The sequence below is a fragment of the Kitasatospora sp. NPDC098663 genome (genome assembly GCF_044760075.1).
Lineage (GTDB): Bacteria > Actinomycetota > Actinomycetes > Streptomycetales > Streptomycetaceae > Kitasatospora.
In genome coordinates this window covers 183,547-205,370 of sequence record NZ_JBIWAP010000011.1, presented here as the reverse complement: position 1 = coordinate 205,370, position 21,824 = coordinate 183,547, and the positions used below count along the sequence as shown (strand labels likewise).

Annotated in this window: 22 protein-coding genes; 7 read left to right on the top strand and 15 right to left on the bottom strand. The window is 72.4% G+C overall.

Annotation, left to right across the window (positions count from 1 at the left end; all coding sequences use genetic code 11):
* Positions 1 to 88 precede the first annotated feature (88 nt).
* The 4 genes from ACIQVZ_RS15140 to ACIQVZ_RS15125 form a co-directional block, all read right to left on the bottom strand.
* A complete protein-coding gene (locus tag ACIQVZ_RS15140; RefSeq protein ID WP_402450295.1) occupies positions 89 to 553 on the bottom strand; it encodes an SRPBCC family protein in 465 nt (154 codons plus the stop codon).
* Between the two features lie 254 nt (positions 554 to 807).
* A complete protein-coding gene (locus ACIQVZ_RS15135) occupies positions 808 to 2,295 on the bottom strand; it encodes an FAD-binding protein (RefSeq protein ID WP_402450239.1) in 1,488 nt (495 codons plus the stop codon).
* Positions 2,296 to 2,798: 503 nt separating this feature from the next.
* Entirely contained in the window at positions 2,799 to 4,382 is a 1,584-nt protein-coding gene (locus tag ACIQVZ_RS15130; RefSeq protein WP_402450238.1) for a flavin-containing monooxygenase, read from the bottom strand.
* A gap of 17 nt (positions 4,383 to 4,399) precedes the next feature.
* A complete protein-coding gene (locus ACIQVZ_RS15125) occupies positions 4,400 to 5,287 on the bottom strand; it encodes a class I SAM-dependent methyltransferase (protein ID WP_350887346.1) in 888 nt (295 codons plus the stop codon).
* Positions 5,288 to 6,290: 1,003 nt separating this feature from the next.
* On the opposite strand from ACIQVZ_RS15125, the gene ACIQVZ_RS15120 reads away from it, so the two are divergent.
* From ACIQVZ_RS15120 to ACIQVZ_RS15110, 3 genes are read left to right on the top strand one after another with little or no spacing between them, the layout of a single operon-like run.
* Complete coding sequence (locus ACIQVZ_RS15120) at positions 6,291 to 6,551, top strand: hypothetical protein (RefSeq protein WP_350887349.1); 261 nt, start codon at positions 6,291 to 6,293, stop codon at positions 6,549 to 6,551.
* Positions 6,552 to 6,568: 17 nt separating this feature from the next.
* Positions 6,569 to 7,552: a 3-oxoacyl-ACP synthase III family protein gene (locus ACIQVZ_RS15115; protein WP_402450235.1), complete on the top strand. Its 984-nt coding sequence runs from the start codon at positions 6,569 to 6,571 to the stop codon at positions 7,550 to 7,552.
* Entirely contained in the window at positions 7,549 to 8,304 is a 756-nt protein-coding gene (locus ACIQVZ_RS15110) for an SDR family oxidoreductase (protein ID WP_402450233.1), read from the top strand. The genes ACIQVZ_RS15115 and ACIQVZ_RS15110 overlap by 4 nt, the downstream gene beginning before the upstream one ends.
* A gap of 128 nt (positions 8,305 to 8,432) precedes the next feature.
* On the opposite strand, the gene tpx is transcribed toward ACIQVZ_RS15110, so the two are convergent.
* The 6 genes from tpx to ACIQVZ_RS15080 all read right to left on the bottom strand — a co-directional run bounded on the left by tpx (position 8,433) and on the right by ACIQVZ_RS15080 (position 13,624).
* A complete protein-coding gene (gene tpx, locus ACIQVZ_RS15105) occupies positions 8,433 to 8,933 on the bottom strand; it encodes a thiol peroxidase (protein ID WP_350887358.1) in 501 nt (166 codons plus the stop codon).
* Positions 8,934 to 9,282: 349 nt separating this feature from the next.
* The gene (locus ACIQVZ_RS15100; RefSeq protein ID WP_350887361.1) at positions 9,283 to 9,765 is read right to left on the bottom strand and encodes a hypothetical protein; all 483 of its coding nucleotides are present in this window, start codon (positions 9,763 to 9,765) and stop codon (positions 9,283 to 9,285) included.
* A 229-nt stretch (positions 9,766 to 9,994) separates the two neighbouring features.
* A complete protein-coding gene (locus ACIQVZ_RS15095; protein ID WP_402450231.1) occupies positions 9,995 to 10,582 on the bottom strand; it encodes a hypothetical protein in 588 nt (195 codons plus the stop codon).
* Between the two features lie 77 nt (positions 10,583 to 10,659).
* Positions 10,660 to 12,426 carry an alpha/beta hydrolase gene (locus ACIQVZ_RS15090; protein WP_402450229.1) on the bottom strand — a complete coding sequence of 589 codons (1,767 nt, stop codon included), beginning with the start codon at positions 12,424 to 12,426 and terminating at the stop codon, positions 10,660 to 10,662.
* Positions 12,426 to 12,815 carry a hypothetical protein gene (locus ACIQVZ_RS15085; protein ID WP_402450227.1) on the bottom strand — a complete coding sequence of 130 codons (390 nt, stop codon included), beginning with the start codon at positions 12,813 to 12,815 and terminating at the stop codon, positions 12,426 to 12,428. The genes ACIQVZ_RS15090 and ACIQVZ_RS15085 overlap by 1 nt, the downstream gene beginning before the upstream one ends.
* Positions 12,816 to 13,111: 296 nt before the next feature.
* The gene (locus ACIQVZ_RS15080; protein ID WP_402450224.1) at positions 13,112 to 13,624 is read right to left on the bottom strand and encodes a hypothetical protein; all 513 of its coding nucleotides are present in this window, start codon (positions 13,622 to 13,624) and stop codon (positions 13,112 to 13,114) included.
* Positions 13,625 to 13,836: 212 nt separating this feature from the next.
* Between ACIQVZ_RS15080 and ACIQVZ_RS15075 the strand changes: the two genes are divergently transcribed.
* Positions 13,837 to 14,424, top strand: coding sequence for a PadR family transcriptional regulator (locus tag ACIQVZ_RS15075; RefSeq protein WP_350887375.1), 588 nt, complete (start codon positions 13,837 to 13,839; stop codon positions 14,422 to 14,424).
* Entirely contained in the window at positions 14,417 to 16,078 is a 1,662-nt protein-coding gene (locus tag ACIQVZ_RS15070) for an FAD-dependent monooxygenase (RefSeq protein WP_402450222.1), read from the top strand. Before ACIQVZ_RS15075 ends, ACIQVZ_RS15070 begins: the two co-directional genes overlap by 8 nt.
* A gap of 285 nt (positions 16,079 to 16,363) precedes the next feature.
* Here ACIQVZ_RS15070 and ACIQVZ_RS15065 read toward each other — a convergent pair whose 3' ends face one another.
* Together ACIQVZ_RS15065 and ACIQVZ_RS15060 are read right to left on the bottom strand one after the other, a co-directional pair.
* Positions 16,364 to 17,128 (bottom strand): SDR family oxidoreductase, encoded by a 765-nt coding sequence (locus ACIQVZ_RS15065; protein WP_402450291.1) that lies wholly within the window; start codon positions 17,126 to 17,128, stop codon positions 16,364 to 16,366.
* A gap of 181 nt (positions 17,129 to 17,309) precedes the next feature.
* Positions 17,310 to 17,873 (bottom strand): YbaK/EbsC family protein, encoded by a 564-nt coding sequence (locus tag ACIQVZ_RS15060; protein ID WP_350887380.1) that lies wholly within the window; start codon positions 17,871 to 17,873, stop codon positions 17,310 to 17,312.
* 118 nt (positions 17,874 to 17,991) lie between these two features.
* Between ACIQVZ_RS15060 and ACIQVZ_RS15055 the strand changes: the two genes are divergently transcribed.
* The gene (locus tag ACIQVZ_RS15055; protein ID WP_350887383.1) at positions 17,992 to 18,891 is read left to right on the top strand and encodes a fructosamine kinase family protein; all 900 of its coding nucleotides are present in this window, start codon (positions 17,992 to 17,994) and stop codon (positions 18,889 to 18,891) included.
* Positions 18,892 to 18,914: 23 nt separating this feature from the next.
* Here the strand turns inward: ACIQVZ_RS15055 and ACIQVZ_RS15050 are convergent, their stop codons facing one another.
* From ACIQVZ_RS15050 to ACIQVZ_RS15040, 3 genes are read right to left on the bottom strand one after another with little or no spacing between them, the layout of a single operon-like run.
* Complete coding sequence (locus ACIQVZ_RS15050) at positions 18,915 to 19,457, bottom strand: cupin domain-containing protein (RefSeq protein WP_402450218.1); 543 nt, start codon at positions 19,455 to 19,457, stop codon at positions 18,915 to 18,917.
* The gene (locus ACIQVZ_RS15045; protein WP_402450216.1) at positions 19,450 to 20,340 is read right to left on the bottom strand and encodes an NAD(P)H-binding protein; all 891 of its coding nucleotides are present in this window, start codon (positions 20,338 to 20,340) and stop codon (positions 19,450 to 19,452) included. The genes ACIQVZ_RS15050 and ACIQVZ_RS15045 overlap by 8 nt, the downstream gene beginning before the upstream one ends.
* Positions 20,337 to 20,945 carry a PadR family transcriptional regulator gene (locus ACIQVZ_RS15040; protein ID WP_402450213.1) on the bottom strand — a complete coding sequence of 203 codons (609 nt, stop codon included), beginning with the start codon at positions 20,943 to 20,945 and terminating at the stop codon, positions 20,337 to 20,339. Before ACIQVZ_RS15040 ends, ACIQVZ_RS15045 begins: the two co-directional genes overlap by 4 nt.
* A 308-nt stretch (positions 20,946 to 21,253) precedes the next feature.
* Between ACIQVZ_RS15040 and ACIQVZ_RS15035 the strand changes: the two genes are divergently transcribed.
* A complete protein-coding gene (locus ACIQVZ_RS15035; RefSeq protein ID WP_402450212.1) occupies positions 21,254 to 21,388 on the top strand; it encodes a hypothetical protein in 135 nt (44 codons plus the stop codon).
* The last annotated feature ends 436 nt before the right edge of the window (positions 21,389 to 21,824 follow it).

Below are 21,824 nucleotides of genomic sequence, written 5' to 3'. Positions count from 1 at the left end.
TGGCTCCCGCGGTCGACTTCACGGGAGTTGGCGGTGAGCAGGTGGTCTGTGCGCGAGTCGCGGGTCGGACACGAGGGGCCGCGGGTGGCTATCGGGTGTCTGTGTTTGTGTTTGTGGTGTTGTTGGTTTGTGTGAGTTGGTGGTTGAGGTTGGTGAGGGCGTTGTGGGTGGCTTTGGTGTGTTGGTTGGGGATGGTGTGTTTGGGGAGGAGGGTGGGCCAGCCGTGGGGGGTGGTGGTGAAGGTGATGGTGAGTTTGGTGTGTTGGTTGTCGTGGGTGGGGGTGAGGGTGTAGGTGGTGGTGCCGGTGAAGTGGCCGGTGTGGGTGGTGGTGAGGGTGTGTGGGGGTGTGATGTGGGTGGTGGTGGCGGTGAAGTGGATTTTGGGTCCGGGTTTGGTGTGGCCGTTGGGGTGGACGGTGATGTGGGTGGTGCCGCCGGGGTGTTCGGGGGTGGGGTTGCCGGGTCGGTGGGTGTTGTGGGGGGTCCACCAGGTGGTGGTGCCGTTGAGTTCGGCGATGAGGTGGTTCCAGACCTGGTGGGTGGGGGCGTGGATGACGGCTTCGTTGACGAGGTCGTAGGTGTGGATGGTGGGTCCTCCTGTTCCTTTTCCGGGTTCCCGGTGTTCCGGGTGTCTGGTGTTCCGGGTGCGTGTTTCACGGTTTCCGGCGGGTATTTCTTTCTGCCGCTTACCGCTTACCGCTTACCGTTTGCCGTTTGCCGTTTGCCGTTTGCCGTTTGCCGTTTGTCGTTTGTTGCTTTGGTTCTGTGTTTTGGGTGTTTGTGTGTGTGTGGGTTCTGTTGGTGGTGTTAGGGGAAGATGTTTTGGCCGGGGGTGAGGGTGTGGGTGGGGTCGTATTTGTGTTTGGTGTTGGTGAGGTTGTTCCATTGGGGGCCGTAGTGGGTTTTCCAGTCGGTGGGGGTCATGTGGGGGATGGCGCCGACGAGGTAGCGTTTGGCGCCGAGGGTGGTGGCGTGGTCGTAGAGGGTGCGGTTGTGGGTGAGTTGGGTGGTGGGGTCGGTGTCGGGGTGGGGGAAGGTGAGGAGGTCGAAGAGGTAGGTGGTGGGTTCGTTGGGGGTGATGGCGTAGGGGTGGGTGAGTTTGTGGGTGGGGAAGGGGTAGAAGAGGAGGAGGCCTTGGCCGAGGGTTTCGGGGGTGAGGAGGGGGGTGGCGTAGGTGATGAAGTTGGCGGCTTGGGTGGCGGGGAGGAAGAGGCTGAGCCAGGGTTTGGGTTGGTTCCAGTAGCCGAGGTTTTTGAGGTTCTGGGTCCAGGTGTCGGCGCGGTAGGTGTATTCGCGGTAGGTCTGGTCGGTGATGGTGGTCTGGCCGGGGTCGGGGTTGAGTCCGGTGAGGAGGGGGGTGGGGTTGGGGGGTGTGGTGCCGTTGTAGTAGGCGGCGGTTTCGATTTTGTAGTGGGGGGTGGTGTTGTGGCGGGGGATGATTTCGCCGACTTGGGTGTGGAAGCGGCCGTCGTTGAGGATGGTCTGTTGGTCGGTGAGGTAGGTGGTGAGGTTGTTGTAGTAGAGGGTGAAGACGAGGGCGCGTTGGGGGGCGGGGACGAGTTTGACGGTGGCGCGGACGATGATGCCGAATTGTCCGGCGCCGGCGAGGGCGGCGTGGAAGAGGTCGCGGTTTTTGGTGGGGGTGGCGGTGAGGAGGCGGCCGGTGCCGGTGATGATGTCGATGGATTCGACGGTGTCGGCTTGGAGGCCGTGTTTTTGGACGGTGTTGCCGATGCCGCCGATGCTGATGGTGCCGCCGATGGAGAGGTGGAGGTAGTCGGTGAGGCAGGGTGGGGTGAGGCCTTGGTCGAGGGCGGCGTCGGTGAGTTGGGCCCAGGTGACGCCGGCGTCGACGGTGGCGTTGGTGGGGGTGATTTTGTGGATGCGGTTGAGGGTGCGGGCGTCGATGCTGATGCCGCCGGCGGGGGAGGCCTGGCCGTAGTTGGAGTGTGATTCGAGGTCGTTGTCGGTGCCGCTGCGGCCGTTCATGGCGACTTTGAGGCCGTTGCAGCGGGCGTAGTTGATGATTTTGATGATGTCCTGGTCGGAGCCGGGTTTGAGGACGGCGTGGGGGGTGCTGGTCCGCAGGCGGCCGAAGTCGTGGCTGAATTCGGTGAGGGTGGCGGTGTCGGTGGTGAGGGTGCCGTCGAGGGTGGGGACGGGGGAGAGGCGGCCGTGGGTGGTGGGGGTGTTGGTGGTGGCCCAGGTGCGGGTGGTGGTGTTGTAGGCGGTGATGAGGGCGGTGGCGGCGGTGGTGGTGAGGATGGTGCGCCTGGTGGGGTTGGGGTTGGTCATGCGGGGGTTTCCTGTTCCGGGGTAGGGGCGGGTGTGGCGGGGTGTGTGGGTGTTCGTGGGTCGGGTGCCTGTTCGTGGGTCGGGTGCCTGATGGTGTGAGGGCCGCGGGTTGGGCTGTGGGTGGTTTTCGGGGCGGGTAGCCTGCCTGGGTGTGGTGGGTGGTTTCTGGGTGGTGGGCGGTCTGCTGGGTCCGTGTGTGTGTTTGGTTGTCGGTTGTTTGGTCGGTTCCGGTGGGGTGTGCCGGGGGTGTGGGCCGGCCGGGCGGCGGGGTCCGTGGGTGGGCGGGTGCCGCCCGGCCGTGTTGGGTGTGCCTGTGTGTCTGTGCCGCCACGTTCTGCCCGGGGCTGTGACGGATCCGGTTGTACCCGTGTACCCGTGTGCCCGTGTGCCCGTGTGCCCGTGTGCGGGTGTGCGGGTGTGCGGGTGTGCGGGTGTGCGGGTGTGCGGGTGTGCGGGTGTGCGGGTCGGGGGTGGGGGTCGGGGGTGGGGGTCGGGGGTGGGGGTCAGGGGGTGGTGTGGGTGGTGGTGGCGCGTTGGTAGTTGAGGAGGTCGAAGTGGCGGGTCTGGCGGCGGAAGCGGTAGGTGTAGGTGGGCCAGATGGAGGGGTTGTTGCCGTGGTGGTCGGTGTACCAGCTCTGGCAGCCGCCGGTGTTCCAGACGGTGTTCTTGAGGCGGTTGGTGAGGGTCTGGTTGTAGGTGTCCTGGGCTTCGGGGCGGACTTCGACGGAGGTGATGCCGTGGGTGTCGATGGTTTTGAGGGCGTCGATGATGTAGGCGATCTGGGCTTCGATCATGACGGTCTGGGAGGAGTGGCCCAGGGTGGTGTTGGGGCCCAGGAGCATGAAGAGGTTGGGGAAGCCGTGGATGGTGGTGCCGCGGTGGGCTTTCATGCCGTGGGTGTGCCAGGTGTCGCGCAGGGTGGTTCCGTCGCGGCCGTGGATGCGGCGGGCGATGGGGCGGTCGGTGGCGGTGAAGCCGGTGGCGAGGATGATGGTGTCGATGGTGCGGGTGGTGCCGTCGGTGGTGGTGATGTGGGTGGGGCCGATGTTGGTGATGGTGTCGGAGATGATGTCGACGTTGGGTTGTTGGATGGCGGGGTACCAGGTGTTGGAGAAGAGGAGGCGTTTGCAGCCGACGGTGTAGTCGGGGGTCAGGCGTTGGCGGAGGGCGGGGTCGGGGACGGATTTCTTGAGGTGGCCGGCGGCCATGTTCTTCATGCCGGTGGTGCGGGTGGGGCGGGACATGAAGAACGCGACGATCTCGCGGCCGTTCTTGTTGAAGGCGCGGCGGAAGCGCTGGTAGCCGGGTAGGTGGCGCAGCATCCAGGTGTGGCGTGTGGTGTTGGGTTTGTCGGGTTTGTGGGCGACCCAGGGTGGGGTGCGCTGGTAGAGGTCGAGGCGGGCGACCTGGTTCTGGATGGCGGGGACGAACTGGATGGCGGAGGCGCCGGTGCCGATGACGGCGACGTTGCGGCCGGTGAGGTCGTGGTCGTGGCGCCAGCGGGCGGAGTGGAAGAGGGTGCCGGTGAAGGTGGACAGGCCCGGCAGGTCGGGCAGGGCGGGTTCGGAGAGGTAGCCGGTGCCGGTGACGAGGATCTGTGCGGTGTAGTGGCCGTGGGTGGTGTGGATGCGCCAGTGGCGGTGGTCGGTGTCCCAGTGGGCGTCGAGGAGTTCGTGGCCGTAGCGCAGGTGGGGTTCGACGCCGAAGCGGTGGGCGGTGTCTTTGAGGTAGGTGTGGACTTCGCTCTGGGTGGCGAAGGTGGACTTCCAGTGCGGGTTGCGGGCGAAGGAGAAGGAGTAGAGGTGGGCCTGGACGTCGCAGGCGCAGCCGGGGTAGGTGTTGTCGCGCCAGGTGCCGCCGAGGTCGGTGGCGCGTTCGAAGACGAGGAAGTCGTCGGTGCCGGTCTGCAGGAGGCGGATCGCGGTGCCCAGGCCGGAGATGCCGGCGCCGATGATGGCGACTTTGAGGTGGCGTACGGCGGTGGTGGCGCCGAGGTGGGTGGCGTCGGCGGGTTCGGGGTGTCCGGGGCCGGTGGGTTCGGGGTGTTCGGGGCCGGAGGGGGTGGGGTGTTCGGCGGTGGTGGTCATGGCCGGGGTGTCCCCTTTCAGGCGCGGCGGGTGAGGGTGACGCGGAAGTTGTTGAAGATGTGGTCTTCGAGGGTGTAGGCGAAGATGTCGAGGTAGCGCTCGAAGCGTTGGACGGTGGTTTCGTCGGCCATGGCGACGGCTTCGTCGCGGCGGGCGGCCAGGAGTTGGAGCCAGGCGCGGCAGGCGCGGGCGAAGGACTCGGGTTCGTTGCGGATCTCGGTGACTTCGAAGAGGCCGTCGAGGCCGGCGGCGAGTTCGGGCAGGCGCGGGATGTGGCAGCCTTCGAACTCTTCGCGCTGGAGGAACTTGAGGTCGTCCAGGAGCTGGCGGCGCAGCGGGGGGTTCTCGACGGTCATGGTGTGCAGGACGAAGCGGGCGCCGGGCTTGAGGAGGGAGTGGACCTGCTTGAAGAAGACGCGGTAGCGCTGGGTGCGCTCCTTGGGGGTGAGGGAGGAGAGTACGAAGTGTTCGAGGGCGTTGATGCAGAACGCGGCGTCGTAGGGCTCGCCTTCGGCTTTGTGGTCCTCCCAGCTCTCGACGCGGGCGTGGATGGCGGGGTTGTCGAGGGCGGTGACGAAGTCGGCCTGGGTGCGGGAGAGGGTGACGCCGACGGCCTGCTGGACGCCGTGGACGGTGGTGAGGCGGTTGAGCATGGTGCCCCAGCCGCAGCCGATGTCCAGGACCTTGGTCTTGCCGGCGGCCTGGGCGAGGTCGGTGAAGACGTCGAGCTTGCGTTCCTGGGCCTCGTCGAGGGTGGCGACGAGGTCCTCGCCGTCTTCCCAGTAGCCGCCGGAGTACATCATGGTGGGGCCGAGGATGAGGCGGTAGAGGTCGTTGCCGACCTCGTAGTGGTGGCGGATCGCGTCGACGTCGGGGTTGATGGAGCGGGTCTCGGCGGTGGTCATGCGGGTGTGCCCCTGTTCTGGTGGCGGATCGGGTGGACTGGACTGGGATCGGCCGGGATCGGCCGGGCCGGACTGGACTGGGCCGGACTAGGCGCGATGCCACTGACTTAAGCGGGCCCCGTAGGGTGCTGACCTGCGAAAACCTGCCCTGGAAGCCGTCAAGGTCACCGGCATTGGGACTAGGCGGGACTGGGCCGGACCGGACTGGACTGGGTGGGACTGGGCCGGACCGGACTGGACTGGGTGGGACTGGACTGGACTGGGTGGGACTGGGCCGGGCCGGGTGGTGCGGGTGTCCGGTGGTGCGCGGCGGCGGCGCGGTGGGCCGGGGCGGCCTTCCTCGCGCGGACGGCCGTGTCGGTGACGGTGGTGGGTCCCGTGCGGTGCGGGCGTTCGCGTGGGTGAGGGCGGTGGGTGTGGGGCGCGGTGCGTTGGGATCGGCCGGGCCGGGCCGGGCCGGGCCGGACTGGACTGGGATCGGCGTGGCCCCGGTGTGGTGTGTCCCGGTGCGGTGGCCGGCGGCGTTGTGCGGGTGCGGTGTCCGCGCCGCGGTACTGGCCGGTGCGGTGCGGTGCGGTGCGGTGCGGGCGGGTGCGGTGCGTCGCGGTGCGGGTCGGTGCGGTGCGGTGCGGTGCGGGTCGGTGCGGTGTGGTGCGTCGCGTCGCGGTGTGGGGTGGTGGGTGTCGTGCGTGTGGGTGCGGTGTCTCGGGTCAGGTAAGCGTGTGTCTCGCAAGTGGTGCGCAAGCGTGGGTGGGGGGCCGGGGTTGCGGGGCGTTTGCGTGGGGGTGGGTTTCATGCGGTTTCGACAAGACACGCGGCCCCCACGGCCTTCCCGGGTTTTTCCTTGGTGGGGTTTGCGGGTTCCGTTGCGGTGCGTCCTGCGGCCTGTGGGCGGTGGGGGGTGTGGTGGCGGTGTCCGTGGCCTTTTCCGGGGTGTCCGGGTCTGTTCTGCCTCATCACGTGTTGGCGCCTGTTTCGGGCGTCCAGGAAGGAACGATCACTCATGTCCGACATCCCCACCATCGAGGACCTGGCCGCGCAGTTGCAGGCGGTGTCCGGGGCGCAGGAGATCGACGCGGACGCGGCGTTGCAGCACATCGCGGATGTGGACTCGCTGGATCTGATGGAGTGGCTGTACGGGTTCCAGAACCAGTACCCGCACATTCCGGCGGATGAGTCGTTGTTCGCGGACATCGACGACACGACGACGTTGCGGGTGGTGCACGAGCGGATCCTGGCGCTCGTGGCCCAGGCCGGCGTCTGAGCGCGGGGCACTGCTCGATGAGCGGTTTCGACGTCACCGGGTGGGGGATGTCCGTCCCCGAGCGTGTGGTGACCAGTGTGGAGCTGGCGGAGCGTTTCGGTGTGGACGAGCACTGGATCGTCTCCAGGTGCGGGATCCGGGAGCGGCGGGCGGTCGGGGCGGGGCAGAGCACCGCGTCGATGGCGGTGGAGGCCGGGCGCCGGGCGTTGGAGCGGGCGGGGCTGTCGGGTGCGGACATCGCGCATCTGATCGTGGCGACGGCGACGCCGGAGCAGCCCTCGCCGGCGACGTCGGCGTTCGTCCACGACGAGTTGGGGATCGCGGGCAGCGCGCATGACGTGAATTCCGAGTGCGCGGGGTTCGTGTACGCGCTGGTGACGGCGGTGGGTCTGCTGCACATGGATCCGCGGCCGATCCTGGTGATCGGTTCGGACACGCACACGTTGACCGCGAACCCGGCGGACCGGGACCTGTCGATCCTGGTGGGTGACGGGGCCGGTGCGGTGGTCCTGCAGCCCGGTCCGGTGGAGCGGGTGCTGGCGTGGAATCTGGGTGCGGACGGCTCGTGCAAGGACAGTCTGAAGGTCCTGGCGGGGGGTTCGCGGATGCCCACGAGCGAGGAGACGGTGCGCCGGGGTCTGCATTACGCGCAGATCAACGGCAACGAGATCTATCTGAACGCGGTGCGCTATACGGTGCGTACGATCCGCGAGACGCTGGAGCAGGCGAAGCTGACGCCGGCGGACGTGGACCATGTGGTGCCGCACCAGGCGAACATCCGGATCATCAACTCGGTGCTCGCCCATACCGGGATTCCCGCGGACCGTCTGGTGGCGAATCTGGACCGGTACGGCAACACCGCGTCGGCGTCGATTCCGATCGCGTTGGCGGAGGCGTTGGACGCCGGGCGTATCCGGGACGGGGACACGGTGCTGCTGGCCGGGTTCGGTGCCGGGATGACGTGGGGTTCGGTCCTGTTGACGTGGGGAGGGGCGCGGTGAGCGGCAAGGGCGTCTTCGGGCAGCGGCCCGCTTCCCCGGTGGCGTTGGTGACCGGTGCGTCGGGGGGTCTGGGCCGGGAGTTGGCGCTGGCGCTGGACGCGGCGGGGTGCCGGGTCGCGGTGCACTACAACAGTGCCCGCCGGGGTGCGGAGGAGGTGGCGGGCGAGCTGGCCGGCGATCACGTCCTGGTCACCGGGGATGTCGCGGACTATGCGCAGGTCACCGCGATGTACGAGCGGATCACCGAGGCGCTCGGCCCGGTGGACGTGCTCGTCAACAACGGGGCGGTGCGCAGGGACGCGCTGATGGCCATGCAGGATCCGGCGCAGTGGCGGCAGGTGATCGACACGAACCTGGTCGGTTCCTTCCACACCGCGCGGGTGTGTGTGCCGGCGATGCTGCGGGCCCGTTGGGGCAGGGTGGTCAACATCGTCTCGCCGTCCGCGTTGATCGCCACCGCCGGGCAGACCGCCTACGCGGCGTCCAAGGCGGGGCTGATCGGGCTGACCCGCACGCTGGCGGCGGAGTGCGGGCGCCGGGGGGTGACGGTGAACGCGCTGTCGCCCGGGTTCATGATCACGGGGATGACGGACACCCTGCCCGAGCACGTGGTCGCCGGGATGCGGGAGAAGGTGCCGGTGCCGCGGTTCGTCACCCCGCGGGAGGTCGCCCGTTCCATCGGGCTCTTCCTCGACCAGGACTGTATGACCGGGCAGGTCGTCAGTATCGACTCGGGGGCCTCCATCACCTGACCCGCCCCCCTTGTTCCCGGGCCTGGCCCGCCCGGCGCCCTTCCCGGCCCGCCGCCCTTTGGTGAAGACCTGAGGGGGCGGGCCGGGCGGCGTTGCGCGGGCGGGCCGGGCGGGGTGGTGCGGGGGTCCTAGGCGAGGACGGCGAGCGCGGCCTCGTAGTTCGGCTCGTCGGCGATCTCCGCGACCAGTTCGGTGTGCAGGACGGTGTCGTTCTCGTCCAGGACGACGACGGCGCGGGCGGTCAGCCCCGCCAGCGGGCCGTCGGCCAGGGCGACGCCGTAGTTCTCGTGGAAGTCGCGTCCGCGCAGGGTGGACAGGGTGCGGACGCTGTCCAGGCCCTCGGCGCCGCAGAAGCGGGCCTGGGCGAACGGCAGGTCGGCGGAGATGCACAGCACCACGGTGTTGGCCAGCGAGCCGGCCTGGGCGTTGAAGGTGCGTACCGAGGTGGCGCAGGTGGGGGTGTCGATGCTGGGGAAGATGTTGAGGACCTTGCGCTTGCCGGCGAAGTCCTGCAGCGAGGTGTCGGCGAGCCCCTCGCCGACCAGCGTGAACGCCGGGGCCTGGCTGCCGGCCTGGGGCAGCGCGCCGCCGACCTGGACCGGGTTCCCCTTCAGCGTGACCTGAGCCATGAAAAGCCTCCTACCAGCGGTGGAATGTGGTGACAACGCCGCCGATCCTACTGCGCGCGCCCGGTCCCGGATGCCGGGCGGCCGTCCCTTGGACGCGGGAGGGCGTGCGGGTGGCGCCGGCGGGTCTGCCGGTGGGCCTGCCAGTGCGCCTGCAGGCGGGGCCGCCGGTGGGTCTGCCGGTGGGTCTGGCGGTGTGCTCACCGGCGGGTCTGGCGGTGGGTCTGGCGGTGTGCTCACCGGTGCGCCTGGCGGCGGGTCCGGTGGCGGGTCCGGTGGTGGGTCCGGTGGTGGGGCTGGTGGTGCCGCTGGCCGGCGGGTCCGGCGGTGGGGCTGGCGGTGGGTCTGGTGTTCAGGTGGACCAGAACGGGTCGTCGTGGCGGGGCAGGATGTCCAGGGTGCCGTCGGGCAGGGTCGGTTCGGGCACGTAGGTGCCGAAGGGGTCGCGGTCGCGGATGACGGGGATGGGGCCGACGGTGGCCTGGAAGGTGATGTTCCCGGCGGCGCCGAACAGGACGGCGACGCCGTATCCGGTGGGTGTGGTGGCGAACATGGCGGGCTGGCGGGGGTTGACGGCGGTGATCCGGTAGCCGCGGGCGTGCCAGCCGCGTTCGGTGACGCCCAGCAGTGCCCCGTACTTGGCGGGGGCGACCCTGGTGGTGACGTGCCGTTCGCGGGTGGCGGTGGCGTAGCCCAGGGGGCGGTCCTGGAGGCCGCCGGTGGTCTGTTCGGTGGAGCGCGGCCAGCCGTCCCAGTGGCGCAGCGGGGGGCGGATGGCGGACATCGCCTCGTCGAGGAGCGCGTCGAGGGTGTGGACGGCCTGTTCGGGGGTCATGGCGGGGGCTTTCGGCTGGTGCGGGGTCACGCGGCTGGTGCGGGGTCACGCGGTGGGGGCGGGGCGGGTGCTGGGGGGCGGGTGGGGTGAGGGGTTCGTGCCGGTCCTGGGGCGGGTGGGGGTCGGCGGTGATCGGGCGGACGTGGCCGGGTCTGGGGAGGGCGAGCACGGTGTCGCCCGGGCCGGTGTTCACGCCGAGGGGGATCTGCCGGGGGGGATCTGCCGGGGGTCAGGTGGACCAGTAGGGGTCGTCGTAGGCGGGGAGGGTGTCGGGGTCGTCGTTGGCCGGGGTGGGTTCGGGGGTGGGGGTGGCGAAGGGGTCGGTGCCGTGGGGGAGCGGGATGGGTCCCGCGCTCGCGCTGATGTCGATGTTGCCGGCGTAGGGGTGGATGGTGATGCCGACGCTTGCGCCGTCGGCGGTGGTGGCGGCCACGGTGTCGGGGCCGGTGGTGAGGTGGTAGCCCTTGGTCTGCCAGGTGCCGCGTACCGCGTCCAGGAGGGCGCCGTACTTGGCGGGGGCGACCTTGGTCGTGATGGTGCGCTGGCGTGAGGCCCGGGCGTAGCCCAGGGAGTGTTCGTCCAGGCCTTTGGAGTACTGCTCGCGCCAGTCGGGCCGGGCGTCGCGGTAGCGCAGTGCGGGCTGGATGCCGCTGGTCGCTTCCTGGAGCAGGTCGTCGAGTCGGTGCAGGGCCTGTGCGGGCTGCATGAGGGGGCCGGGTGTCGTGCCGGTGTCCGCGCCCCGGTCGCCGGTGGCGGCGCAGCCGGCGGCGGTCAGGGCGAGGGCGAGGGCGGCGCAGGCCGCGGCCGGAGGGGACACGGGCCGCGACACGGGCCGCGACACGGGCCGGGGTGCGGGTCGGGGTGCGGGGTGGGGGTCGGGGTGGGGGGTGTGGTTCATCGCCGGCCCTGGGTTTTGACGTTGTCGTACCGGCCGGCCACGATCTGGCCGATGTTGTTGACCGATTCCAGGGTTTTGGAGTCCTTCTCGCCGGGGTCGGTCATGTAGTCGGAGTGGGACTGGAAGGAGTTCTCCGGTCCGTCGGCGACGGTGAACCGGTTGGCGCCGAACTCCTGGCTGGCGGGGTCCTGGCCGAACCAGAGCTGGTTGTCGGGGCCGAACCAGTCGTACATCTTGTCGGCGATGTAGCCGCCGCCGAGTATGCCGAGCGGGCCGGCGGGGGCGCCGCTCAGGGCGCCGCCGAGGTCGTTGGAGACGCGGCTTTTGGAGGGCAGGTGGCTGACCGGGTCGTTCTCGGCGTCGCCGACCCACACGTGGTGGGGGTCGATGTGCAGTTGGGAGGCGGTGGTGGCGCCGGTGCCGGGGGAGCCGACCAGGATGATGTCGTCGGCGCCGGTGCCGCCGGGGCGTTGTGCGCCCAGGCCCACGGTGGTGGAGCCGTAGCTGTGGGCGAGGGCGACCAGGTGCGCGGGGGTGCCCTCGTGGGTGGCGCGCAGTGCGGCCATGAACGTGTCGTAGGCGGCGCCGCCCTTGGCGGCGCGGTCGGTGTCCGTGACGTCCAGGGGCCGGGTGTCGCCGTCGGCGAGTTTCTCCAGTCCGGGTGGCGGGTCGTAGCCGAGCCAGACCATGGAGGCGGTCGCGCTGGTGGGGTCGGCGTTGTGTGCGGCGTTCCACACGTTCAGGGCGCGGTCGGCGTCCTTGCCGCCGACGGCGGACAGTGTGGTGCCAAGTCCCGGCACGTAGGCGCTGACGTTCTTCGCGGTGTCGGGGTTGCCGAAGGACAGGATGCCGCGGCCCTGGCCCTGTTCGCCGACGCCCAGCAGGAAGGCGGGCGGGACCATGTTCCGGCGTTCCTGGAGTTTCTGGCGGATCGCGCGGAAGCCGTCCAGTTTCTGCTTGTCGTCGTCCGACGGGTTCGGTTTGTGCTCGTAGGTGTCGATCAGGTGGGCCAGGTTGAGGCGGTTGGCCTGGTCGCGGGCGGTGGCGGGGATGCCGTCGCGCATGCCCAGCAGGTCGGGGTGGGCCTGGATCAGGCGTTGCTGCCCGTCCGGGGTCAGGCCCTTCCACCAGGAGTTGACCTCGGTGGGGGCGGCGCCGGCGGGTGGCCAGCCGGCGGCGCTCAGGCCGGTGGCGAGCTCGTCGGCGGACCTGCGGTCGGCGGCGGCCTGCGTTGGGTCCAGTCCGGTGCCGGTGCGGGCCCGGGCGGTCAGGTCGTCCAGCAGTTCGGCGATCTTCTGGTCGGCGCCGTCGGCCTCGGTGACGGCGTGGCAGATGCGTTCCGCCAGGGCCCTGGCCCGTTGCGGGGTGTCGTAGTCGGGGTCGTGGCGTTCGGCCTGCGAGGGCGCCGGCCAGCTGACCGTGCCGTCCTCGGCGACCGTCAGCCCGGCGCCCTGGGCCTCCTGGAGGGCCTCCTGCAGCTTGGACTGCGCCAGCTGGAAGGCCTCCGAGGCCTGGCGCAGCAGTCCCGAGACCGCGGACATCTCGGTGTGCGCGGCGTCCAGGCGCCCGCTGGTGCGCTGCAGGCAGGCGTTGGCGGCGCCGGCCGCGGTGCCGACCCACGTGCTGTTGAGGACGTGCTTGGTGACCTCGGTGTCCATGGCCTGGACGTGCTGGCCGAACGCGCCGGCCAGGGTGTCGTAGGCGCCGGCGGCGCCGGTCAGGGCGGACAGGTCCGTGTCGCGCAGCTGGGCGAGGGTGACCATCAGTTCACCGCCGGCGCGTAGGGCCGGGCGCTGGGCGGTGGGAGGGTGGCGGCGGTGCCCGTGTCGGTGCCGCGGTAGTTGCCGGCGCTCTGGCTCAGTTTCAGGCTCACGCCGTCCACCTCGGCGGCCAGCTTGTTCAGGCACTCCTCCCACGCCGCCGTGCAGGCGTGCAGCGACGCGCCGGTGCGCCAGCCCGACAGCGCCGCGACCGCGGTGTCGGAGGGCTCGTGGACGTGCTTGAGCTCGCCCGGCATCGCCTCGCCGGTGTCCTTGGCGACCTTCGCCGCCGCGTCCAGGTCCGCCGGGTTCACCCCGAACAGCGGCCCGCCCGCCGGCGGCCCGTACGGCCCGTACGGGCCCGGCCCGTCGGAGCCCGCGTACGCGTTCATGGATCCCGTCCCCCCGCTGGTCGACCTACCGCTGTGCCCGCCCCGGTCCCGCCCCGGGGCCCGCTTCGGGGTCCGCGGCCGGGCTCGCGGCCAAGGTCCCGTGCGGGCATGCGAAAGCGCACGCTTGTACGGTTCGCGTCGAAGCATGGCGAAAATAGCAGATCAGCCCGCCGGCGCCGACCCGGCCGCGACCCGGCGCCCGTCTGGTGACGGTCCGGCACCCGGGCCCGGGTGCCGGGGCTGTGGCGGCCGGGCGGTGGTGCGGGCGCGGTCCGCGGCCGCGGCGGCCGGGTGGCTCAGGGGCCGGGCCAGGGGTAGGCGGGGTCCTCGGTGATCCGCACCTGCTGCGGGGCGTCGCGGGGGAAGGTCCAGATCCGTCCCAGGGTGCTGGTGGCGGTCACCGCGGTGTCGTCCAGGGTGACGTCGGCGAACGGGTTGGAGGAGCAGGAGAGCGCGAGCCACTCCAGGGTGTTCTCGTCGTCGTCGCGGGTCAGCGCGACCCAGCCGATGCTGCCGTGCTCGGACGCCTCGCCCGCGAGGGCGCGGCTGCCGGCGTGGGTGCTGGTGGCGAACGTCGTGTCGACGTCCGTCCAGTCGGTGGGGGTCCACGCGGTGGCCCGCAGCAGTTCCCACCAGCTCCACTGCTGGGCCCGCAGGTCGTGGAGCCGGCCGGAGGGGGAGAACCGCATGAGCCGCATCACCGACAGCGACCCGTCGCCGAACACGATGAAGTCCCCGTGGGGCGCCTGGCGGGCACGCCAGCGCTCATGGACCAGGCCGGCCAGGGGTCGTGCGTCGTTGGAAGCCACGCCCGCCATGATCGCACCCGGCGGCGCCCCGGCCGCGGCGCCCCGGCCGGGCCCGAACTCCCCCGCACCGCACGGCCGGTGCGGCACCGCCCCGCGGCGGGCGGACCGGGCCACCCCCTCCACATACTCGGATCCGAGTAGTATGATCCGAGTATCACCGGCCCGGGGCCCGAATCCCGGGTCCCGGGCCCCACGTGCGACCACGGAGCGCCATGACCGCCAAACGACCCGCCAACCCCCTGGCCCTCGCCCTGCTCGGCCTGCTCCTCGAACAGCCCCTGCACCCCCACGCCATGGCCACCACCCTGCGCGAACGCCACCTCGACCAGGCCTTCAAACTGACCACCGGTTCGCTCTACGACACGGTGCGCGCCCTGGCCCGCGACGGCTGGATCGAGGCCACCGACACCGAACAGGTCGGCGCGCGCCCCGCCCGCACCGTCTACCGCCACACCCCCCAGGGCCGCGAGTACTTCACCCAGTGGCTGGACGAACTCATCCGCGAACCCTCCCGCGAATACCCGAGATTCCTGTCGGCCGTCAGCTACCTCGGCGCCCTGGGACCCCACCGCGCCGCCCAGGCCCTGCGCGAACGGGCCGCCGCCCTGCAGACCCGCATCACCGAGAGCGAACACGCCCACCACCGCGCCACCCGTGAACACCACGCCCCCCGACTGTTCGTCATCGAGGCCGAGTACGGCAACGCCATGCTGCGAGCCGAACGCCGATGGGTGCTGCGCACCGCCGAGGAGATCGAACAGGGCACCCTGGCCTGGCCGGAGGCCGCCCCCGATGCCTGACACCCCCGCACCCGCACCCGCACCCGCCGGCACGCCCGTCCCCGTCCCCGTCCCCGCGCAGGTCCCCGCCGCACGGCGCTTACCCGCCGCCGGGCCCGCCGGAGCCGCCGGGCCCGCCGGGGCCGCGGACGCGGACGTCCTGGTCGTCGGCGCCGGCCCCGCCGGCCTGATGCTGGCCTGCGAACTGGCCCTGGCCCGCGTGCGCACCGTGCTCCTGGAACGCGACCCGTCCCCGCCCGGCTTCTGCCGCGGCTTCAACCTCAACGCCCGCAGCCTGGAACTGCTGGAGCGCCGCGCCCTGTCCGAACGCCTCCTCGCCGAAGGCCCCACCGCGGCGAGCACCGCGTTCACCGCACAGGCCCGCCTCGACCTCGCCGCCATGCGCACCCGCCACCCCTACGTCCTGGGCATCGCCCAGACCAGGGTGGAGGAGATCCTCACCGAACACGCCCACCACCTGGGCGTACGCATCCTGCGCGGCCACCGCCTGAACGCCCTCGACCTCGACGACGACGGCGTCCACGCCCACACCGACACCCCCGACGGCCCCGCACTGCTGCACGCCGCCTGGCTGGCCGGCTGCGACGGCGCCCGCAGCACCGTACGCAAACTCGCCGCCATCGCCTTCCCCGGCACCCCCGCCCGCCGCTTCACCCTGCTCGCGGACGTGGTCCTGGCCGACCCCCGGCAGATCCCCTTCGGCGTGAACACCGGCCCGGGCGGCACCGTGTTCGCCATCCCCAGGCCCGGCTACGTCCGCCTGATCACCGCCGACCCCCACCCGCCCCGGGACCGGCACGAACCCCTCACCCCGCCCCGCTTCCAACAGGCACTCGACCACGCCCTGGGACACCGCGTCCCGATCACCCGCACCCACTGGCTGACCCGCTTCGGCGACGCCGCCCGCCTGGCCGAACGGCTGCGCCAGGGCCGGGTACTGCTGGCGGGAGACGCCGCCCACATCCACCCGCCCGCCGGCGCCATCGGCGTCAACGCCGCCATCGACGACGCGATGAACCTCGGCTGGAAACTCGCCCTCGTCGCCCGCGGACAAGCCCCCGAAACCCTCCTGGACACCTACCACGGCGAACGCCACGCGGCCGGCGCCAGACTGCTGCGCAACACCCGCGCCCAGGCACTGCTCGCCGGCGACGACGAGGAACTCGCGCCCGTGCGCGACCTGCTCGCCGACCTCGCACAGGCCAAGGACACGGCCGGCCCCCTCGCCGAGGAGATCACCGGCATCGCCACCCGCTACCCGGCCCCCCACGGCAGCGGCCACCCCTGGGAAGGCGCGATGGTCCCGGACATCCCCCTCCAGCACGACACCCTCCACGACGCCACCCTCCAACACGGCGCCCTGATACCGCTGCTGGCCCACACCGGCGCCGGCGCCCTGCTCCTGGAGGACACCACCGCCACCGACGCACTGCGCACGGCGGCCGCCCCCTGGACGGACCGGGTGAGCACGGCGACGGTGCGCCCCGCAGCCCTGCCCGGCACGTCCGCGGTCCTGGTGCGCCCGGACGGCCACGCCGCCTGGACCGCACCACCCACCCAGGCGCCCCAGAGCGCCGCCGAACACCTGCGCGCGGCCCTGCACCTGTGGTTCGGGCCGCCGGCACCGGGGCCGGGGGCGCCCGGCCTCCCGTAACACGGCCCCGGGTGCCGCGCGGGGTCCGGGTGCTCCGGCGCTCCGGCCGGGTGCCGCCGGTGTGCCGCCGGGTGAATCGGCGGTGGTGCGCGAGGCGTTGGCGGCGCCCGCGGCTCAGGGGTCCGCTGTGCCGCGAGGCCCGTCCCGCCCGCCGTCCCGCCCGCCCGCCGTCCCGCCCGCCCGCCGTCCCGCCCGCCGGGCGGGGCAGCTCCCGCGGCCGCCCGGGGCGGCGGGTTGCCCGGGCCCGGGTACGGCCTGCGCGCGGTGCGGCCCCCGCTGCGGCCGCTACAGGTTGACGCCGCCGGTGACGTCGATCTTGGTGCCGGTGATCCAGCGGGCGTCGTCGGAGGCGAGGAAGGCGACCGCGTCGGCGATGTCCGGGATCTCGCCGATCCGGCCGAGGGCGGTCAGGGCGAGGTTGCGTTCCAGGTTCGCCGGGTCGGCCAGCACGTCGGCGGTCATGTCGGTGCGGGTGAACCCGACGACGACGGAGTTGACGGTGATGTTGCGGGGCCCGAGGTGCTTGGCCAGGGTGTGGCCGAACACCTCCAGGGCGCCCTTGGTGAGCGGGTAGCCGATGCCGTGGGCGGAGGCGATACGGGTGGAGACGGAGGAGATGTTGATGATCCGGCCGCCGTCGTGCAGCCGTGGCAGCAGCCGCTGGGTGAGGAAGAACGGCGCCTTGACGTTGACCGCGACCATCTCGTCGAACTCCTCGGGAGTGAGGACCTCGATCGGGCGCCCCATGAGATTGAGCCCGGCGTTGTGGACCAGGATGTCGAGCGCCGCTTCCCCGTGCGCGCGCAGCCCGGCCTCCAGCCCGCCCACGAGGGTGTCCACGTCGCCGGGAACACCCAGTTCGGCGCCCACGGTGAACGCCCGGCCACCGGCCCCGGCGATCGCCGCGACGCACTCCTTCGCCGCCGCCTCGTTGCTGCCGTAGTGCACGGCGACCAGGGCGCCGTCCCGGGCCAGGCGTTCGGCGATGCCCCGCCCGATGCCCCGGCCGGCGCCGGTGACCAGCGCGACCTTCCCGCTGAGGTTTCCCATGTCCACCCTTTCGACCGTGTTCCGCCGAGATCCCGCCGTCCGACCCCCAAAGGTCAGCCTCAGCCGAGTTTGACGTCCACTCAGGTACTGCGGGGTGTGGTGCCCGGCCACGGCCACGCCACGGCCGCGCACGCCTGGGCCCGGGCCCGGGCCGCTCCCGCCGCCGCCGGTCCCGCCGGGCTCAGGCGGCCAGGCCCGGGAGGACCTCGGCGCCGGGCAGCCGGGCCGCCGCCCAGCCGGGGAGGATCAGCTTGCCCCGCCGCCGCCCGCTGCCGATGAGCACGTGATCGGCGGCGGCCACCGCCTCGTCGACCAGCAGCGGCCAGCCGCCCGGCAGGCCGACGGCGGTGATGCCGCCGTACTCCATGCCGGTGGCGGCGACGGCGACGTCCACCGGCGCGAAGGAGGCCTTGCGCGCGCCCAGGTGCCTGCGCACGGCGGTGTTGACGTCCAGACGGGTGTCGGCGCGCACCAGGCAGGCGGCCAGGGTGACGTCGCCGCCGCGTTTGGCGGCGACCACCACGCAGTTCGCGGAGAGCTCCAGCGGCACGTCGTAGGCCTGGCAGAACACCGCGGTGTCCGCCTTGTCGGGGGCGGTGTCCACGTACAGCACGGATCCGGCCCACCGTTGCGCGTCCGCGTTCTTCAACGCGTCGGCGACGGGGGCGGCGAGGTCGTCGCAGACCTCGACCGCCGCGCGGACGAGGGTGAAGTTCCCGAACGGGGCGCGCACGTTCTCGTTCATGAAACGGACTGTACCGCGCACCCCGGCAGACCCGGCACGGTCCCGCCGCGGCCCCCGGGGCGGCGAAAACCGGCGCCGGCCCGAGTCGGTGGCGCCGGGCGCGGGAAAGGGGCCCGCCATGGAAGATCCTGCGCAGAACACCGATGAGGCGGCCGCCGGACAGGACGCTCCGCCGCCGCACCTGCTCCCCGGCCCGGCGGCCCACGCGGTGCGCCTGGCCGGCGGCGCCGCGAACACCGTCTGGCTGGTCACCCTGGCCGACGGCCGGCGCGTGGTGGTGAAATCCACCCCGGCACTGGCCCCCGACGTGTACGCGAAAGAGGCCCGGGGCCTGCGGGCCCTGAGCACCCACGGCGCCCTGTCGACCCCCCGCGTCCTGGCCCTGCACCCCGACGGCCTGGTCCTGGAAGCCCTCGAACAGCCGCCCGCGAACGACACCGCCTTCTGGGAACGCGCCGCACACGCGCTCGCCGCCCTGCACGCCACCACCGGACAGCGCTTCGGCTGGACCGAGGACGGCTGGCTCGGCCGCCTGGTCCAGCGCAACCCCTGGACCGAGGACGGACACGAGTTCTTCGCCCGCCACCGCCTGCTGCGCTACCTCGACGAGCCCCTGGCACGCCAGGCACTCGGCCCCCGGGGCCGCGCCGACCTGGAACGGATCTGCGACCGGCTGCCCCGACTCCTGCCCGCCGCACCGCCCGTCCTCACCCACGGCGACCTGTGGCACGGCAACATCCTCGCCCGCCCGGACGCGACCACCGACGCGGCCCCGGCGTTCATCGACCCGGCGGTGTGCTGGACATGGGCGGAGACGGACCTGAGCATGATGTTCTGCACCGGCGCCGTCCCCGCCCGCTTCTTCGACGCCTACCGCGAACACCACCCCCTCACCGACGGCTGGCAGCACCGCATGCGGCTGCTCCACCTGCGCGAACAGCTCAGCTGCGCCGCCCACTTCGGCGCACGCGACGGCCACACCGGCGACCTCCTCGACGTGCTGCGCACCTACCGGTAGCGCGGGCCGCTCGGACGGTGGCCTCAGCGGCGGTCCTGCGGTGCGTCGGGGACCAGTTCCTGGTCGTGGCGGGCCAGGAGGGTCCGTATCGCCTGGCGGTCCGGGCGTCCGTCGGCGGCCAGGGCGGCCGCCGCGATGAAGAACTCCTCGAAGCCGGCCGGGGTCAGCGTCACCAGGATCGTGGCGGGGGTGTCGCCGATCGCGGTGAAGGAGTGCGGGTGGGTGCGCGGGACGTGCAGGAAGGCGCCGGGGCCCGCCTCGGTGGTGTGCTCGTCGCACCGCAGGCGGAACGCGCCGCTGACGACGTAGAACGTCTCGTCGTGGCCGCGGTGCAGGTGCAGGGGCGCGCCCTGGCCGGGTTCGAAGGTGGACTCCAGGACGGCGATCGATCCGCCGCTCTGGGCGCCCGCGAGTTTGACGACGTACGGGCTGCCCGGCACGTGGCGGCGCCCGCCGTGCCCGGGCGCCAGGATGACGGGTTCGCGGTGGACGCCGCCCCGGCCGGGCTGCCCGCCGGGCTGCCCGCCGGGTTCCGTGCCGGGCTGCTCGCGGTGGGTGTCAGCCACGGCCGGGCTCCTCACCTGGCTCCGCGCCGGGTTCCCCGGTGAACTCCGCGCGGTGGCGTTCGGCCCAGGCCCAAAACGGTGTCGCCGCGCGGCCGGTGATCTGCTGGACCGCGGAGGTGACGGTCGCGGCGAACGGTTCGAGCGAGGCGGCGCGCAGCGCCATGACCGCGTCGGCGCTCTCCGGGCGCAGGCCGTGGTCCAGGAGTGCCTGGCGGGCGGCGTGGGGCGGGATCTCGGTGAAGTCCAGCGGGGTGCCCAGGACTTCGGCGAGCGTCGTGGTCATCTCGCCGGGGGTGAGGGCCTGGGGGCCGGTCAGCAGGTGGGCCCGGCCGTCGTGTCCGGGCCGGGTCAGGGCGTGGGCGGCGGCCGCGGCGATGTCGGCGGGGTCGATGACGCAGACCCGGCCGGCGGCGAACGGGGCCCGGACGGTGCGGGTCGCGCGGATCGACCCGGCCCAGGCGAGGGTGTTGGACATGAAGCCCATCGGGCGCAGGAACGTCCATGCCAGGCCGCTGTCTTGGACGGCCTGTTCGCCGGCGCGGTGCCAGCGGGCGACGGGGTCGTCCGCGTCCGGGTCGGCGGCCCGGCCGGAGGACAGTTTGACGACGGCCTCGGCGCCGGCGCGGGCGGCCGCGGTGGCGAGGTTGGCGTCGTGGCGCGGGATGTCGGGGCCGTCGGAGAGCAGGAACACCCTGCGCACGCCCCGCAGGGCGGCGGCCAGGCTGTCCGGCTCGCCGAGGTCGGCGCCGACGACGTCCACGCCGCCCGGCAGGCGGGCCCGGTCGGGGCGGCGGGTGGCGGCGCGCACGGGGGCGCCGAGGGCGGCCAGGTGGCCGACGAGGGCGCGGCCGACGGTGCCGGTCGCGCCGGTCACGAGTATCACGGGGTCCTCCGGGTGTTCGTCGTCAGAGTGTTGGTCGTCAGAGTGTTGGTCGTCGGGGTGTTCGTCGTCGGGGTGTTCGTCGTCAGGGTGTCGAGCAGGTCGTCGTGCCAGGCCAGATCGGCCTTCAGACGGGCGAGGCAGTGCTCGAAGATCCACGGTTCGAGGCCGGTCAGGTCCGGCCGGGCGGCCTCGAACTGCTCCTCGAACAGGGCCACCTGGTCGGCCACGGCCTGCCGGCGCCCGGCGACGGCCCCGGCGAGGTCCTCGTCCGTGAGGTCCGCGGTGTACTGCAGGGCCAGGTCGACCGGGTCGGGCAGCAGGCGCACCTTGCGCAGGGCGGCGTCACGCAGGGCGGCGAGCTCCCGGCGGCCCTGGTCGGTGATCGCGTAGACGGTCCGCTCGGGCGGGTTGCCGACCTTCTCGCTGCGCACCACCTCGACCAGGCCGTCGTCGGCCATCCGGTGCAGGACGCTGTAGAGCGATCCGGGCTTGACGTCGGTCCACAGCTCGGTGCGGTCGAGCTGGGCCGCCTGGCGGATCTGGTAGCCGTGCATCGGGCCGCCCCGGGCCAGCGCGCTGAGTGCGAAGAGTCTCGAAGTGCTCACAGTGATAGTCGAACACGACTACAGGTCATAGTCAAACGCGATTATGGGCGGGGTGCGGGGTGCGGGGTGCGGGGTGCGGGGTGCGGACGTGGGAGGCGTCCCGGGGCGAATCGTCCCTGTGGCCCCGTTGCCCCCCGCAAGGGGCTGCCGGTACAGCGGAGTTGGCCGTCCCGGCCGTCTCCAGCACCTGCGCAGGGAGGCCGTGGCCACCGTGGTGCGGGTCGGGCGGGTCGGGCGGGTCGGAGATCGCGGGATCGGTGCGCCGACGGGGGCCGGCGGGGCGGGTCGTCGGGCCGGACGGCACCCCCGTGGTGCTGCGGCTGTACGGGCCTGTTCGCGGCCTCGCGCCGGACGGCGGCGCCGCCTATTCCGACGGCTTTCCGGTCTTTCTCGCGCTCGCCGCTCTGTTCGGCCTGGTGATCCCGCTGGTCGAGGCGGTGTGATGGGTGCGCGGACGCCTCGCTACCGGCAGAGCGCCGAGGTCGGCGCTCCGCAGCCGCGCAGTCTCGTGCTCGGTCTCAAGTCCCGGGCGCGGGACGGGGATTGCCGCCGGAGCCTGACCGCCGCCATCGGCGAGCACGGCGGGGGAGCGGTGCCCCGCACCCCGCAGGAGGCGGGAGCGCTGCCGGTTTGCGGCCGGCCGCCGCCCCGGGGTCGCCAAGGACCGCAGGGCGGCGAGGGCGGACCGAAAGCGCGGGAGGTCGGCCGGTCCGACTTCCTGTGCGCAACCACCGGTTCGCTGCGGGCCCTCGCCCTGCCAGGTCCTGTCCGGCTTCCACCCGGAGGCCCGCTGGATCCGCTGGGACGGGTCCTTTGAGCTCGCAGCCCCGGTCGTGCGGCCGGGGCTGCGACGGGGGGTGGCTGGCGGGTCAGGCGGTG